This is a genomic window from Pseudomonas sp. LSJ-87 (assembly GCF_032971465.1).
In the GTDB taxonomy this organism is placed as follows: Bacteria; Pseudomonadota; Gammaproteobacteria; order Pseudomonadales; family Pseudomonadaceae; genus Aquipseudomonas; species Aquipseudomonas putida_Z.
Window position 1 is genome coordinate 17,163 of sequence record NZ_JAWJYQ010000054.1, and the last position, 14,406, is coordinate 31,568.

The 14,406-nt window shown below is 63.6% G+C and carries 16 protein-coding genes; 6 read left to right on the forward strand and 10 right to left on the reverse strand.

Features of this window, described 5'->3' with window-relative positions; translation table 11 throughout:
- Positions 1-36: 36 nt before the first annotated feature.
- Together rimI and RYH74_RS23840 are read right to left on the reverse strand one after the other, a co-directional pair.
- Positions 37-492: a ribosomal protein S18-alanine N-acetyltransferase gene (gene rimI / locus RYH74_RS23835; RefSeq protein ID WP_025337640.1), complete on the reverse strand. Its 456-nt coding sequence runs from the start codon at positions 490-492 to the stop codon at positions 37-39.
- Positions 489-1,274: an energy transducer TonB gene (locus RYH74_RS23840; protein WP_084785034.1), complete on the reverse strand. Its 786-nt coding sequence runs from the start codon at positions 1,272-1,274 to the stop codon at positions 489-491. The genes rimI and RYH74_RS23840 overlap by 4 nt, the downstream gene beginning before the upstream one ends.
- A gap of 285 nt (positions 1,275-1,559) precedes the next feature.
- On the opposite strand from RYH74_RS23840, the gene mksB reads away from it, so the two are divergent.
- From mksB to mksF, 3 genes are read left to right on the forward strand one after another with little or no spacing between them, the layout of a single operon-like run.
- Positions 1,560-2,849 carry an Mks condensin complex protein MksB gene (gene mksB, locus RYH74_RS23845; RefSeq protein WP_024086237.1) on the forward strand — a complete coding sequence of 430 codons (1,290 nt, stop codon included), beginning with the start codon at positions 1,560-1,562 and terminating at the stop codon, positions 2,847-2,849.
- Positions 2,839-3,546, forward strand: a complete 708-nt coding sequence (gene mksE, locus RYH74_RS23850; RefSeq protein ID WP_013970824.1) for an Mks condensin complex protein MksE — start codon at positions 2,839-2,841, stop codon at positions 3,544-3,546. Before mksB ends, mksE begins: the two co-directional genes overlap by 11 nt.
- Positions 3,543-6,377 (forward strand): Mks condensin complex protein MksF, encoded by a 2,835-nt coding sequence (gene mksF, locus RYH74_RS23855; RefSeq protein WP_015268901.1) that lies wholly within the window; start codon positions 3,543-3,545, stop codon positions 6,375-6,377. Before mksE ends, mksF begins: the two co-directional genes overlap by 4 nt.
- A gap of 143 nt (positions 6,378-6,520) precedes the next feature.
- On the opposite strand, the gene RYH74_RS23860 is transcribed toward mksF, so the two are convergent.
- The 5 genes from RYH74_RS23860 to rplU all read right to left on the reverse strand — a co-directional run bounded on the left by RYH74_RS23860 (position 6,521) and on the right by rplU (position 10,217).
- Positions 6,521-6,964, reverse strand: coding sequence for a CreA family protein (locus tag RYH74_RS23860; protein WP_038407896.1), 444 nt, complete (start codon positions 6,962-6,964; stop codon positions 6,521-6,523).
- Positions 6,965-6,986: 22 nt separating this feature from the next.
- Positions 6,987-8,105, reverse strand: coding sequence for a glutamate 5-kinase (proB, locus tag RYH74_RS23865; RefSeq protein ID WP_025337635.1), 1,119 nt, complete (start codon positions 8,103-8,105; stop codon positions 6,987-6,989).
- 85 nt (positions 8,106-8,190) lie between these two features.
- Positions 8,191-9,417, reverse strand: coding sequence for an Obg family GTPase CgtA (gene cgtA / locus RYH74_RS23870; protein WP_025337634.1), 1,227 nt, complete (start codon positions 9,415-9,417; stop codon positions 8,191-8,193).
- A gap of 189 nt (positions 9,418-9,606) precedes the next feature.
- On the reverse strand, positions 9,607-9,864 hold the full coding sequence (gene rpmA, locus RYH74_RS23875) for a 50S ribosomal protein L27 (protein WP_003247464.1): 258 nt from the start codon (positions 9,862-9,864) through the stop codon (positions 9,607-9,609).
- A 38-nt stretch (positions 9,865-9,902) separates the two neighbouring features.
- On the reverse strand, positions 9,903-10,217 hold the full coding sequence (gene rplU / locus RYH74_RS23880) for a 50S ribosomal protein L21 (RefSeq protein ID WP_003247466.1): 315 nt from the start codon (positions 10,215-10,217) through the stop codon (positions 9,903-9,905).
- Between the two features lie 244 nt (positions 10,218-10,461).
- On the opposite strand from rplU, the gene RYH74_RS23885 reads away from it, so the two are divergent.
- From RYH74_RS23885 to RYH74_RS23895, 3 genes are all read left to right on the forward strand, one after another.
- Positions 10,462-11,430 (forward strand): polyprenyl synthetase family protein, encoded by a 969-nt coding sequence (locus RYH74_RS23885; protein ID WP_003256318.1) that lies wholly within the window; start codon positions 10,462-10,464, stop codon positions 11,428-11,430.
- Between the two features lie 188 nt (positions 11,431-11,618).
- Positions 11,619-11,960: a zinc ribbon domain-containing protein YjdM gene (locus RYH74_RS23890; RefSeq protein ID WP_009686103.1), complete on the forward strand. Its 342-nt coding sequence runs from the start codon at positions 11,619-11,621 to the stop codon at positions 11,958-11,960.
- Between the two features lie 84 nt (positions 11,961-12,044).
- Positions 12,045-12,290 (forward strand): hypothetical protein, encoded by a 246-nt coding sequence (locus RYH74_RS23895; RefSeq protein ID WP_003256316.1) that lies wholly within the window; start codon positions 12,045-12,047, stop codon positions 12,288-12,290.
- Positions 12,291-12,417: 127 nt separating this feature from the next.
- Here the strand turns inward: RYH74_RS23895 and RYH74_RS23900 are convergent, their stop codons facing one another.
- The 3 genes from RYH74_RS23900 to RYH74_RS23910 all read right to left on the reverse strand — a co-directional run bounded on the left by RYH74_RS23900 (position 12,418) and on the right by RYH74_RS23910 (position 14,151).
- Positions 12,418-13,035, reverse strand: coding sequence for an FKBP-type peptidyl-prolyl cis-trans isomerase (locus tag RYH74_RS23900; protein WP_025337633.1), 618 nt, complete (start codon positions 13,033-13,035; stop codon positions 12,418-12,420).
- Between the two features lie 85 nt (positions 13,036-13,120).
- Positions 13,121-13,426, reverse strand: a complete 306-nt coding sequence (locus RYH74_RS23905) for a DUF6482 family protein (RefSeq protein WP_084785033.1) — start codon at positions 13,424-13,426, stop codon at positions 13,121-13,123.
- A 236-nt stretch (positions 13,427-13,662) separates the two neighbouring features.
- Positions 13,663-14,151: a TIGR00645 family protein gene (locus tag RYH74_RS23910; protein WP_003247486.1), complete on the reverse strand. Its 489-nt coding sequence runs from the start codon at positions 14,149-14,151 to the stop codon at positions 13,663-13,665.
- Positions 14,152-14,406: the final 255 nt, after the last annotated feature.

The window sequence follows — 14,406 nt, forward strand, 5'->3', positions numbered from 1 at the left end:
GGGTTTGCCTGCGTGACAGCGCCAGCCCCTGCAAGGTCAGTCCTCGAGCAGGGTGCAGGCCATCACCAGGGCGTCTTCACGGCCACCGGCAACCGGGTAATAGTCGCGGCGGCGGCCGATTTCGTTGAAACCGTAGCGCTCGTACAAACGATAGGCCGACTGGTTGCTGGCGCGCACTTCCAGGAAGCACTCCCTGCCATTGAGCTGGTAGGCCCGGGCCATCAGGTGCTCGAGCAGGCGCAGGCCCAGGCCGCAGCCCTGGTTTTCCGGCTTGACGGTGATGTTGAGCAGGTGCGCCTCGTCGATGATCACGTTGATCACCCCATGACCCACCTGCTGCTGGCCGTCGAACATCAGCCAGACTTCGTACGACTTGAGCGCATCCTGAAAGATCCCGCGGGTCCAGGGATGACTGAACGCGGCATATTCGATCTTAAGTACGGCATCCAGATCCGCCTCGGTCATCGGGCGGAAGCTGATCGAGTCACTCATTCAACGCTCTTCCAGCGCGCCATCAGCTGGCGCATGGCTTTCCAGACGTCCGCCTTGCGCTGCGGCTCGTCCATCAACAGTTCAAGGCCCGGCAAGGCCCAGGCTTCGCCCAGGCCCTCGAGCTTCAGGATTTGGTAATAGGCTTCGCCGTCGACATTGGCGGCAAAGCGCAGCGCCGGCAGGCCGACCAGCCACAGGCAGGTACACGGGGCGTCTTCCAGGCGCGCCTGGACAAAGCCCTGGACGAAATCGCGCGCCGCCTCCGGGCCCTGGTCCATGTTGCCGCGCACCAGCAGCGGCCAGCGCACCGGCTCGCCGATGATCTGCGGGGCGTCGGGCAGGCCGGCGGCGCGCAGCATGTCCTTGAGCAGCAGGTAGGACGGGTCGCGGCTCTGGAACGGCTGGCCGGTGGCCAACTCCACCAGCAGCAGGCAGCTGCCGGCACGCAGCAACTGCAACGAGAAGCGCGGGGGTGGCACCGGGGCCGGGCGCGGTGGCGCGGCCTGCTCCTCGGCCTCGGCGGGCTTGGCGGCCGGCTTGGGCGCACTGCCCGGGCGCGGAATCTCGATTTTCGGCCGCTCGCCGGAGCGGGCCTGGGGGGTGACTGGCGCCTCGTCGGCAGCCGGTGCCGGCCTGACGTCGAAATCGAGGTCCTCGACCGGCGCCACCGGCAGCAGCAGCTCGGGCCGCGACGGTGCGGCGAACGGCAGTTCGGCGCGCGGCAGCCAGTGCACCACTTGCATGGCGGAAAGGTAGGCGCGGCGACGGGGTTCGGTGAGCAAGGGGCGGGGTTCCGAGGGGTGGAGACAATTAGCCATTCTAACGCCGTTGGCATTCGAGTGCCGCAACTGGTCGGCGGATTTTTATTGCCTGTACTGGCCCTTTCGCGGGTGAACCCGCTCCCACCGGTACTGCGCAAGGCCCTGTGGGAGCGGGTTCACCCGCGAAAGGGCCAGTGAATCCCCTACAACGATAAAGGTTATCTCTCATTACAGACCAAGGGGTGAAAACCTCCCCCCCGGATGCAGTACAATCGCCCCCTTTTTCTTGGCAACGAGTCGAAGCCAATGATCGAACCCAAGCGCGTCCTGCGCGCCCTAGCCGAACACTGGGCCCTGATCGAGCCGCTGTGCGAGCGTTTCGACCAGGGCACCCTGAGCCTGGTCGAATTGCGTCAGCATGTGGCCCGCCAGCAGGTCGAGAGTACCCCGCAGGACATCACCCAGCTGCTCGATGTGTGGATCCGCCTGGATATCCTGGTCCCGGTGGCCAAGAGCCCGAACCGTTTCGAGCTCAACGCGCAGATCCACGATTTCCTCGCCTACCTGCGCCGCGAACACCGGCTGGGCCTGTGCCTGGAGATCGAAGCCTACCTGCGCCACCTGGAGCGCCTGGCCGGGCATATCCAGGACGCCTTCGACAACCGCGACAGCGACGACCTGGCGCGCCAGCTGCGCCTGCTCGACATGCGCGTGCGCGATGTACTGAAGAAGCTCGACAACGACGAGCAGGCACTGGTGGCCGTGGCCGAGCGGGCCAAGACCAGCAACCGCCAGATCCCCCTGCGCCAGCGCTATGCCGAAGTACTGGCGACCTGGGACGAGTACGTCGAGCCGATGATCCAGCTGGTCAACGCCGACGGCGCCTTCGAACAGGGCGTGCGCAAGGTCGAGACCGTGCTGCTGAAGCTGCTGGGCGAACAGGCGCGCCTGGGCCACCTGGTCGACGACGACATGCTGTTGCGCACCCACGCGCGCATCCTGGAAATGCAGACCAGCGCCCAGCTGACCCTGCGCCACGCCCGCGAACTGCTGCTGCCGCTGCGTGAGGAAGCCCGCCGGCACAACGCCGTGACCCGCGGCGCCGCACTGGCCCTGTCGGTGATCCGGCGCAAGGGCATCGACGCCGTACCGCAAGCGGCCATGCCGATGTTCACCCGCCCGCAAAGCACTTTCCTCGGCAGCGCCAGCCAGGTCGAGGCCTATGTCTACGCCCTGGCCCGCTTCGAGCCCAAGCCGGCGCGCTTCCCCAAGGCCCACAAGACCCAGTCCGGCGCCCTGCCCCGTGCACCGCGCACGGTCAAGGAAATGGCCGAACGCTGCGAACAGGCCCTGCCGCTGCCCGACCTGATGGTCTGGCTGCTGGAGCAGGAACCCGAAGGCGCCACCGACGAGCTGCTGTACTGGTTCTCGCGCCTGTCGCGGGAAAAGCGCTTCAAGCGCGAACGCCTCGACCGCCGCGAGTACATCACCCAGGAACACCTGGTCAGCCTGCGCTCGTTCGCCCTGACCTCCAGCCGCGAAGACGCCGCCAGCGCGCCTACCGAATCCAACGCGAGCCCAGCCCATGCATCTTGATCTTTCCGAACTGTCCCAGCTCGCGCCGATCTTCCGCGAGCTGTTCAAAGGCTTCCACGTCAGCCGCCGCGACCCCGAGCTGTACGCCCAGCTGTCGAACTTCCAGGACCAGTACCGCACCCTGTTCAAGGCCCTGGGCTTCGAACTGGTGTGCGACACCCGTGGCTTCTACTACTTCGTGCCGGACATGACCGCCGCGCAGGTCAACAAGACCGCGCAGCGCCTGTCGCTGTTCACCTTCATCCTGGTCGAACACCTGGCCGACCAGGGCCGCGACCCGATGGCCGTGCTCGATGGCGGCAGCATCGGCCGTGACGAACTGCCCTCGCTGCTGGACAAGTACCGCGACCTGTTCCTGCAGGCCGAAGTGCAGACCGTGGACGAGCTGGAAGAAAAAATCCTGCGCCGCATGACCCAGCTCGGCTTCGCCTTCGAGGAAGGCGGCATCTACCGCTTCCTGCCGCCGATGCATCGCTTCCTCGACGTGTGCCTGGCCGTGCAGCAGGACCGCGACCTGGCAGCCACCCTGCACAGCGACCTGCCGCTGCCGACCCCGGTACTGGTCGAGGAAGAAAGCCCAGAAGAACTCAACCGCACCGACGACCCGCTCGACCTCAGCCCCTTCGAGGGCGAGGAAAGCGAAGAGGAAGCCCTGGCCCGGGCGATCCGCGAAGAGCAACAGGAGATTGACGCATGAGCCAGGAACGCTACGGCATCCGCCGCTTCGCACTGCTCAACACCGCCGGCTACAGCCTTGGCCTGTTCCCGCTGGAGCACCCACTGTCGGTATACGGTGCCAACAACCTGGGTAAATCGGCGTCGATCAACGCCCTGCAGTTCCCGATCCTGGCGCGCATGTCGGACATGAGCTTCGGCAAGTACAGCCTCGAGCAGTCGCGCCGCTTCTACTTCGCCAGCGACACCTCGTACATTCTCTGCGAACTGAGCCTGCCCCACGGCCCGCACGTCATCGGCGTTGTCGGCCGTGGCCCGGGCGGCGGTTTCGGTCACCAGTTCTTTGCCTACAAGGGCGAACTGGACCTGGCCCACTACCAGAAGAACGACACCTGCCTGCGCCAGAAAGAGCTGTTCACCAACCTCGAGCGCCTGGGGATCAAGGCCTACGAGCTTAAGCCGGACGAACTGCGTCGTCTGCTGGTCGGTGGCCACACCTCGGTGCCGCTGGACCTGACCATGATCCCGCTGCGCTCGACCAGCGAGCAAAGCCTGAAAACCTTCCGCGCGCTGTTCATCAACCTGCTGCACATGCGCGAAATCACCGCCGCCAAGCTCAAGCAGCTGTTCCTCGACGCTTTCGAGCACAGCCTACGCTCCGGTAGCGTCGACTATATCGCCGCGTGCGAGGAAGCCTTCCGCGACGTGCGCCGCATGGAACAGGACTACAACGCCCTGGTCGCCGCCGGCCCGCTGGTCGAGGCCCTGGCCGGTGGCGTGGCCCAGCGCGACATCCTGCGCGGCAAGCTGCACCGCATTTCGCCAGTGCTCGACACCCTGCTGGGCACCTGGCAGGAATACGCCATGGCGCGCAAGGAAGAGCTGGTGATCCAGGCCGAGCACTACCGTGGCGAGCAGGACCGCCTGCAGAACGACCAGCGCGGCGGTACTCAGGAGCTGATGCGCCTGGAGCGTGAAATCACCGGTATCCAGCGCTGGCTGGGCGAGCTGTCGGTGCTCAAGCACCGCTTCGCCCTGGTCGATGACGTCAAGGTGCTGGAGCAGCAACTGCTGGCGGCCAAGGACGCCCACGACGAACTGGCCGGCGCCCTGGCCCAGTCACGGCAGTTCAGCGCCGAAGACCTGGACGAACGCGTCCGCGACCTGGAAAAGCGCCTGAAGCAGGTCAAGCAGCAGCTCGACCACGCCGACAACAACAGCTACGCCCGCCTGCGCGAAGAGTTCTCCCAGCAGGACGTCGACCGTCTGATGCGCCTGTTCAATGGCGCGCTGTTCAGCCTGCCGCTGGGTGACCGCGGTATCGAACTGGACGACAGTGACCTGTGGGTAAAATCGCTGGAAGCGGTACTCGACGGCTTCAAGGGCGAACGCTTCGAAGCCCCGGGCCTGTCCATCGACCTGTCGCACATCGACCCACCGGCGCTGCAGGCCCTGGCCGACCGTGCTGCCCTGCGTGACCAGAAAGAGCGCCTGGAAAAAGAGCTGAAGCAGCTCAAGACCCAGCAAGCCGTGGCCGCCGACCGCTCCGCCTCCAAGGCGCAGACCGAGGCCCTGTACCAGGAAGTACTGGACGCGCAGAAAGCGCTGGAAGACTTCCGCCGCAGCGAAACCCTGGCCGCCGAAGAGCCCGAGAAGCTGGAGCAGCTGTCGCAGCTCGAAGCCGCCCAGGACGAACTCAAGCGCTCCAGCGACGCCTTTACCGAACGCGTCCAGCAGCTGTCGGCCAAGCTGCAACTGGTCGGCCGGCAGATCGGCGACCTCGAGGCCAAACAGCGCACCCTGGAAGACGCCCTGCGCCGTCGCCAGCTGCTGCCGGCCGACCTGCCCTACGGCACGCCGTACATGGAAGCCATCGACGACTCGATGGACAACCTGCTGCCACTGCTCAACGACTACCAGGACAGCTGGCAGAGCCTGCAGCGGGTGGACAACCAGATCGAGGCGCTGTACGCCCAGGTGCGCCTGAAAGGCGTGGCCAAGTTCGACAGCGAAGACGACATGGAACGCCGCCTGCAGCTGCTGGTGAATGCCTACGCGCACCGCACCGACGAAGCCCTGACCTTGGCCAAGGCACGCCGCGCCGCGGTCACCGACATCGCCCGGACCCTGCGCAACATCCGCAGCGACTACGACAGCCTCGAGCACCAGCTGGCCCTGTTCAACCGCGAGATCAACAAGCGCCAGGTATCCAACCTGGAGAGCTTCCGCGTGGTGCTGGCGCCGAACAAGGAAGCGCTCAAGCACATCGACCAGATCATCCACAGCGCCGGTCAGTACGAAGAAGGCGAAACCCTGTCGGTGTTCGACCTGACCCAGAGCGCCGAGCAGGACAACAAGAACGAAGAGGCCAAGGAGTACCTGGCACGGCTGGTGGCAGCCAACCACAACCAGCTGGGCCTGAAGGACCTGTTCGAGCTGGCGTTCGAGATCACCAAGGTCAACGGCCAGCCGGTGATCCATGCCGACATCGACGGCGCGGCATCCAACGGCACCACCATGACCATCAAGGCGCTGACCAACATGTACCTGTTGCTGCACCTGATGGACCGCGACCTGGCCGGGCGCATCCGCCTGCCGTACTACCTGGACGAAGCGGCGGACATCGACGAACGCAACCAGGCTGCGCTGCTGGAAACCAGCCTGCAGCTGGGCTTCGTGCCGATTCTGGCGAGCGTGAAGCCGCAGGTGTCTGCACGCGTGGCGATCGACCTGGAAGGTGGCAGCGGGCCGAACGGCATCTACATCGACGAGGCGGACTGGAAGTTCATCAGCCGTCGGGATGAGGTGAAGGCGGTTGTGCGTGAGGATCATCAGGCCGAGGAATTGGCCTGAGGTAATTGGGGCCGCTTTGCGGCCCTTTCGCCGGCAAGCCAGCTCCCACAGATATTGCACAAGCCCCGAGGCCTGCAATGTACCTGTGGGAGCTGGCTTGCCGGCGATGGAGGCCGAAGGCCTCCCGGCGATCTGTCAGGCTATCAATGAGCCCAAGGCAGAATCGGAATCGCGGTCACCGCATTCTGCGGGCTGCCTTCGATCATGCGGTCGCTGTACACCAGGTACACCAGCGTATTGCGTTTCTTGTCCAGGAAGCGCACCACCTGCATGGTCTTGAACACCAGCGAGGTGCGTTCCTTGAACACTTCCTCGCCATCCTTCAGCTCACCCTTGAAGCTGATCGGCCCGACCTGGCGACAGGCAATCGATGCCTCCGCCCGGTCCTCCGCCAACCCCAACCCACCCTTCACGCCGCCAGTCTTGGCACGCGACAGGTAGCAGGTCACGCCCTCGACCTTGGGGTCGTCGAACGCCTCGACCACAATACGGTCATTCGGCCCGAGGAACTTGAACACGGTGGACACCTGGCCGATTTCCTCGGCCCCGGCCAGCATCGGCAACGCCAGTGCCGCCACGGCAATCATCCTTTTCAGCACGTGCGCGCCCTCAGACCAGAACCAGGTTGTCGCGGTGCACCAGCTCAGGCTCCGCGATATAGCCCAGGATGCTTTCGATGGCATCCGACGGCTGGCCAATGATCTTCTGCGCCTCCAGGGCGCTGTAGTTGGCCAGGCCGCGCGCCACTTCATGGCCGTCCGGGCCGACGCACACCACCATCTCGCCACGGCGGAAGCTGCCCTGCACGGTTTTCACGCCAACCGGCAGCAGGCTCTTGTTGGCCTGGCGCAGCGCCTGCACGGCACCGGCGTCCAGCACCAGGGTGCCACGGGTCTGCAGGTGGCCGGCCAGCCACTGCTTGCGCGCGGCAAGCATGCCGCGCTCGGGCGACAGCAAGGTACCCAGACGCTCGCCAGCCTTGAGGCGATCCAGCACGCGCTCGATGCGGCCACCGATGATGATGGTGTGGGCACCGGAACGGGCTGCCAGGCGCGCGGCGCGCAGCTTTGTCTGCATGCCTCCACGGCCCAGGGCGCCACCGGTACCACCGGCCACGGCGTCCAGTGCCGGGTCGTCGGCGCGGGCCTCGTAGATCAGCTGGGCGTCGGGGTTGTTGCGCGGGTCGGCATCGAACATGCCATCGCGGTCGGTGAGGATCACCAACAGGTCAGCCTCGACCAGGTTGGCCACCAGCGCCGCCAGGGTGTCGTTGTCGCCGAAGCGGATCTCGTCGGTAACCACGGTATCGTTTTCGTTGATCACCGGCACCACGCCCAGGTCGACCAGCGTGCGCAGGGTGCTGCGGGCGTTCAGGTAGCGCTTGCGGTCGGACAGGTCGTCATGGGTCAGCAGGATCTGCGCGGTGTGCTTGCCGTGCTCGCCGAAGCTCGACTCCCAGGCCTGCACCAGGCGCATCTGGCCGATCGAGGCAGCCGCCTGCAGCTCGTTCATCGCACTCGGTCGCGACGTCCAGCCCAGCTGGCTCATGCCGGCAGCCACGGCCCCGGAGGAGACCAGTACCAACTCCACGCCTGCCTCACGCAGCGCGACCATCTGCTCGACCCAAACGGCCATGGCACCGCGGTCGAGGCCTTTGCCATCGGCGGTCAGCAGAGCACTGCCAATCTTCACGACCCAGCGCTTGGCGCCCGTCACCTTGCTTCGCATCTTCTTCCAACCTATGTCGAATCTGTAGATACCGTGGATACAAAAACGCCGCTCCAAAGAGCGGCGTTTAGTGTACTGCAACCGGTCAGTCGCGCACGTAAATGATTTCCGGGCCGTCTTCGTCGTCCTCGAAATCATCGTCCCAACCGTCATCGTCGCCGATGTCGTGCACGCTCTTGACGCCGGTACGGCGCAGGGTACGGGCGTCGTCCAGGGCCTGCAGCTGGGCACGGGCTTCGTCTTCGATACGCTGGTCGAGGTCGGCCAGCTCTTCGGCGTAGGCCGGGTCGTTGGCCAGGCGGTCGGCGCGGTCTTCGAGGTAGCGCATCAGGTCGTGGCTGAGCTTTTCGGTGCCCTGCTTGGAGATGGCCGAAATCACGTAGACCGGGCCTTCCCACTGCAGGCGCTCGACCACTTCCTTGACCCGCTCGTCGCGCTCGTCTTCCATGACCATGTCGGCCTTGTTCAGCACCAGCCAGCGCTCACGCTCGGCCAGCGACGGGCTGAAGCGGGTCAGCTCGTTGACGATGACTTCGGCGGCATCGGCCGGGCTGCTTTCGTCCAGCGGCGCCATGTCCACCAGATGCAGCAGCACGCGGGTACGCGCCAGGTGCTTGAGGAAGCGGATACCCAGGCCGGCGCCTTCGGAAGCACCTTCGATCAGGCCGGGAATGTCGGCGATGACGAAGCTCTTCCAGCGGTCGACGCTGACCACGCCCAGGTTAGGCACCAGGGTGGTGAACGGGTAGTCGGCCACTTTCGGCTTGGCGGCCGAAACCGAGCGAATGAAGGTACTCTTGCCAGCGTTCGGCAGGCCCAGCAGGCCGACGTCGGCCAGCACTTTCATTTCCATCTTCAGGTCACGCTGGTCACCTGGCTTGCCCGGGGTGGTCTGGCGCGGTGCACGGTTGGTGCTGGACTTGAAGCGGGTGTTACCCAGGCCGTGCCAGCCGCCCTGGGCGACCATCAGCTTCTGGCCCGGGGTGACCAGGTCACCGATCACTTCCTGGGTGGAGGCGTCGATCACGGTGGTGCCGACCGGCACACGCAGGAACAGGTCGTCGCCTTTCTTGCCGGTGCAGTCGGTGCTGCCGCCGTTGGCGCCACGCTGGGCCTCGTGGTGACGGGTGTAGCGATAGTCGACCAGGGTGTTGAGGTTTTCGTCGGCGATCATGTACACCGAACCACCGTCGCCACCGTCACCACCGTTGGGGCCACCGTTCTCGATGAACTTCTCGCGACGGAAGCTCATGCAACCGTTGCCGCCGTCACCGGCCTTGACCCGAATGGATACTTCGTCAACAAACTTCATTCAAAACCGCCTCTCGCCTGCTGGCGAGTTGAATACCTGAAAAACCTGAGGCTCTTGCAAAAATGAGCGCGGCGGCCCCGTACGACCGTAGAAACCCACGCCGGCAGCCCATACAAACAGCTTTGCAAGAGGCTCACCACAAACGAAAAAGCCCCGTCGCATGACGGGGCTTCTGGAGCGACGTCGCGATTAAGCGGCGACGATGCTCACGTAACGGCGCATGAACTCGCCTTTTTTCTCGAACTTGATCACGCCTTCGATCTTGGCGAACAAGGTGTGATCCTTGCCCATGCCAACACCGTAGCCAGCGTGGAATTCGGTGCCGCGCTGACGGACGATGATGTTGCCTGGCTTGATAACCTGGCCGCCATACATCTTCACGCCAAGGCGTTTCGATTCTGAGTCGCGACCGTTACGAGTACTACCACCAGCCTTCTTGTGAGCCATGGTTCAATTCTCCAAATAAATTCAGGGGATCTAGGGGATTAAGCCTGGATACCGGTGATTTTGATCTCGGTGAACCACTGGCGGTGGCCCATACGCTTCATGTGGTGCTTACGACGACGGAACTTGATGATGCGAACCTTGTCGTGGCGGCCTTGCGAAACGACTTCGGCCACTACTTTAGCGCCAGCAACAACTGGAGCACCGATGGTGACTTCTTCACCGTTGGCGACCAGCAGGACGCGATCGAAGGTCACGGATTCGCCAGTGGCGACTTCCAGTTTTTCGATCTTGAGGAATTCACCTTCAGCGACTTTGTACTGCTTGCCGCCGGTAACGATTACTGCGTAAGACATGGTATTTCTCCGATAATCCTGCTCACCCAGCGCTTTATATGATGAGTATTGGCTGGCATGGCTGCACAGGGCTGGAACGGCCCGGCGCAATTGCGTAAGGCAGGTGCTGCCCAGGAAGTTAGGGTGCGCGATTGTACGCAACCGCGGTTTTGCTTGCAAGTACCGCCCCCGGGGCGCTGGCACCGCGCCTTGACACACCGGGACCCGCGACCTAGCATGCCGCGCAACCTCACTGGAGCAGCCGATGCAACCCCAATCCTTCTACCGCGCGGTGGCTGATGATTTCAGCGCCGTCGACGAGATCATCAAGAAGCAGCTGACCTCGCGCGTGCCGCTGGTATCGAAGATCGGCGACTATATCACGTCCGCCGGTGGCAAGCGCCTGCGCCCCCTGCTGGTGCTGCTGTGTGGCAAGGCCCTGGGCCGCGAAGGCGACGACCTGCGCCTGCTGGCTGCCACCATCGAATTCCTGCACACCGCTACCCTGCTGCACGACGACGTGGTCGACATGTCCGGCATGCGCCGTGGCCGCTCCACCGCCAATGCCCTGTGGGGCAACGCGCCGAGCGTGCTGGTGGGCGACTTCCTCTATTCGCGCTCGTTCGAGATGATGGTCGAACTGGGCTCGATGCCGGTCATGCAGATCCTGTCCAAGGCCACCCGCGTGATTGCCGAGGGTGAAGTGCTGCAGCTGTCGCGGGTACGCGACGCCAGCACCACCGAGGAAGTCTACATGGAGGTCATCCGCGGCAAGACCGCGATGCTGTTCGAAGCTTCGACCCACAGCGCCGCCGCTCTGGCAGAAGCCACCGACGAACAGCGCGAGGCCCTGCGTACCTTCGGTGACCACCTGGGCGTGGCGTTCCAGCTGGTCGACGACCTGCTGGACTACAAGGGCGACTCGCAGACCCTGGGCAAGAACGTCGGTGACGACCTGGCCGAAGGCAAGCCTACCCTGCCGCTGATCTACACCATGCGCGAAGGCACCGCCGAACAGGCTGCGCTGGTGCGCCAGGCGATCCAGAAGGGTGGCCTGGAAGACCTGGAGCAGATTCGCGTGGCGGTCGAGGAGTCGGGTGCGCTGAAGTACACGGCGGAGCTGGCGCGTGACTATGTGAAGCGTGCGATCCAGTGCCTGGAAGTGCTGCCGGCCAGCGAATATCGTGACGCACTGGTCGAGCTGAGCGAGTTTGCGGTCGCGCGTACTCACTGACAGATCGCATCAAATCCATTCGCGGGCTTGCCCGCTCCCACAGGGATCGCGCAAGCCTCAAAGGTAGCGCAGATCCTGTGGGAGCGGGCAAGCCCGCGAATGCTTTTGTCCGGACATAATCACTTCTGAAAAAATACCTTATACAATTCGGGTTTTTAACCGCCCGTCTGTTTGTTTGAGGAACCGAAGTGAGCACTCTGCCACCCTGCCCGAAATGCAACTCCGAATACACCTATGAGGATGGCACTCAGCTGATCTGCCCTGAATGCGCCCACGAGTGGTCGGCCAGCGGCGACGCCGAAGCGGCCAGCGACGAGGTGGTGAAGAAGGACTCGGTCGGCAACATCCTGCAGGATGGCGATACCGTCACCGTGATCAAGGACCTCAAGGTCAAGGGCTCGTCCTTGGTGGTCAAGGTTGGCACCAAGGTCAAGAACATCCGCCTGTGCGATGGCGATCACGACATCGACTGCAAGATCGACGGCATCGGCGCCATGAAGCTGAAGTCCGAGTTCGTACGCAAGGTCTGATTTTCCAAAAAACCGCCAATTGGCGCTTGCTATTCAGATAATAAGAATTATTCTCATTGGGACTGCTATCCAAGGAGAATAGCCATGACTTATCTGATCGACGCCTGGCTGGACCGCCCTCACCCCTACCTGCGCATTCTTCATCGGGAAACCGGCGAAGTGTGCGCGGTGCTTGAAGAAGAAGCGCTCGACGAGCTGCGCGACCAGGGCGACCTGGACATGAGCGGGCTGAACTCGAGTGAACCGGGGGTGCTCAAGGAGCTGGTGCGGAATCTGTTTCTGTTCTGCTATGCGCGGGCGTTGCGCCCCGGGGGGACAGACTGGAATTGAGGCCAGCAGGACCGGCCTCATCGCCGGCAAGCCAGCTCCCACAAGCACAACACAGGGTTCGAATGCTGTGGGGATTTTGTGGGAGCGGGCTTGCCCGCGAATGGGCCGCAAAGCGGCCCCAGCGGCATTACAGAACGTCGAGCAGCTCGACGTCGAACACCAGCACGCTGTGCGGCGGGATGCTGCCAACGCCTTGGGCGCCGTAGGCCAGCTCGCTCGGCACGTACAGGCGCCATTTGCTGCCAGCGTTCATCAGCTGCAGGGCTTCGGTCCAGCCAGCGATCACACCACCTACCGGGAATTCAGCCGGCTGACCACGGTCGTAGGAGCTGTCGAACACAGTGCCGTCGATCAGGGTGCCGTGGTAGTGGGTGCGCACGTTGTCTTCGCGGGTCGGCTTGGCGCCTTCGCCTGCGGTCAGTACTTCGAACTGCAGGCCCGAAGCCAGGGTAGTGATGCCGTCACGCTTGGCGTTCTCGACCAGGAATGCCTTGCCAGCAGCAGCAGCGGCTTCAGCCTTGGCGGCTGCTTCGGCTTGCATCACGTCGCGGATGACCTTGAAGCTGGCCGACAGGTCGGCTTCGCTGACGCGGCTGTCGGCGCCGTTGAAGGCGTCGGTCAGGCCGGCCAGGATGGCTTCCAGGCTGACGCCTGGTGGCGGGTTGTCGCGCAGCTGGCCGCCCAGCTGACGGCCGATGCCGTAGCTGACGCGAGTTTCGTCGGTGGACAGGTTGAGTTCGGACATTGTCGTGCTCCACTGCAGGGCGCAGTGAAGCCGCGCCCTTGATGAAAAGGGCGAGCAGCCTAGCACACTGGGGCGCTGCGAGCAGCTACCAGGCCGAGCGCTGGGAAATCGGCACCTTCAAGTCTTCTTCCGGGTGCGTGCCCATACCGCACATTTCGTCCTGCACCGACCAGTGCACCAGGTTCATCGAGACCATGGGGATGGTTTGCAGCAAATTGCGCGCATCCTCCACCGAATGCACGCGCAAGCGTTCACCACGGGCATCGGACAGGGGGTGGGGGTGGCCTTTGATCCGGGCCTCGAGCAGGTAGTCACCGCCTTCGATGGCGATCAGGTTCAGTTCGTCGACATGGCCAGCCCTGGCCTCGGTGTTGAGCTGATGCAGGTTCATGAGAGCACCTCGCGATGGGAACCACGCATGAGAGCTCATTTTTTGTACAGAAAGGGAGAATGCACAAGGGCATGACTGACGCCGCTCGTCAGGTGGAAGCCGAACTGTGTGGGAGCGGCCTTGTGTCGCGAAAGGGCCGCATGGCGGCCCCAGGATATCAGCAGCAATGCATGAGCAGAGGGGGCTGCTGTGCAGCCCTTTCGCGACACAAGGCCGCTCCCACAAGGGGCACAGGCTCAGTGCTTGGTCAGCTTGTCCAGGTAGCCCATGCAGAATGCCGAGACCACGAAGGTCATGTGGATGATCACGTACCACATCAGGTAATCGGTGGAGATGTTCTGTGCATCCATGAACACCCGCAGCAGGTGGATGGACGAAATGGCCACGATCGACGCGGCAACCTTCATCTTCAGCGACGAAGAGTCCATCTTGCCCAGCCAGTTGAGCTTTTCCTTGCTCTCGTCGATGTCCAGTTGCGAGACGAAGTTCTCGTAGCCGGAGATCATCACCATCACCAGCAGGCCGCCCACCAGCGACATGTCGATCAGTGACAGGATCACCAGGATCAGGTCGGCTTCGCTCAGGGCGAAGACGTTGGGCAGGACGTGGACCACTTCCTGGAAGAATTTCAGCGCCAGGGCCAGCAGGCCGAGGGACAGGCCGAAGTAGATGGGGGCGAGCAGCCAGCGCGAGGCATACATCGCGTTTTCGAGGATACGTTCCATGGAGTGTCGGGACTCATCAGGTGACTAAAAAAGCGACGCCGAGTATAGCCAGCCACCTGTTACAGCAAAAGCCCGGTGAATCGGGGCTGCTTTGCAGCCCAATCGCCGGCAAGCCAGCTCCCACAGGTTGATCACCGACCTGTGGCCTTTGCTTTACCTGTGGGAGCTGGCTTGCCGGCGATGAGGCCAGTAAAGTTACTCAGGTCTCAGGATGAAACTGGTAATCCCCCAGGTTCCGACACCGCTCACCGTTGA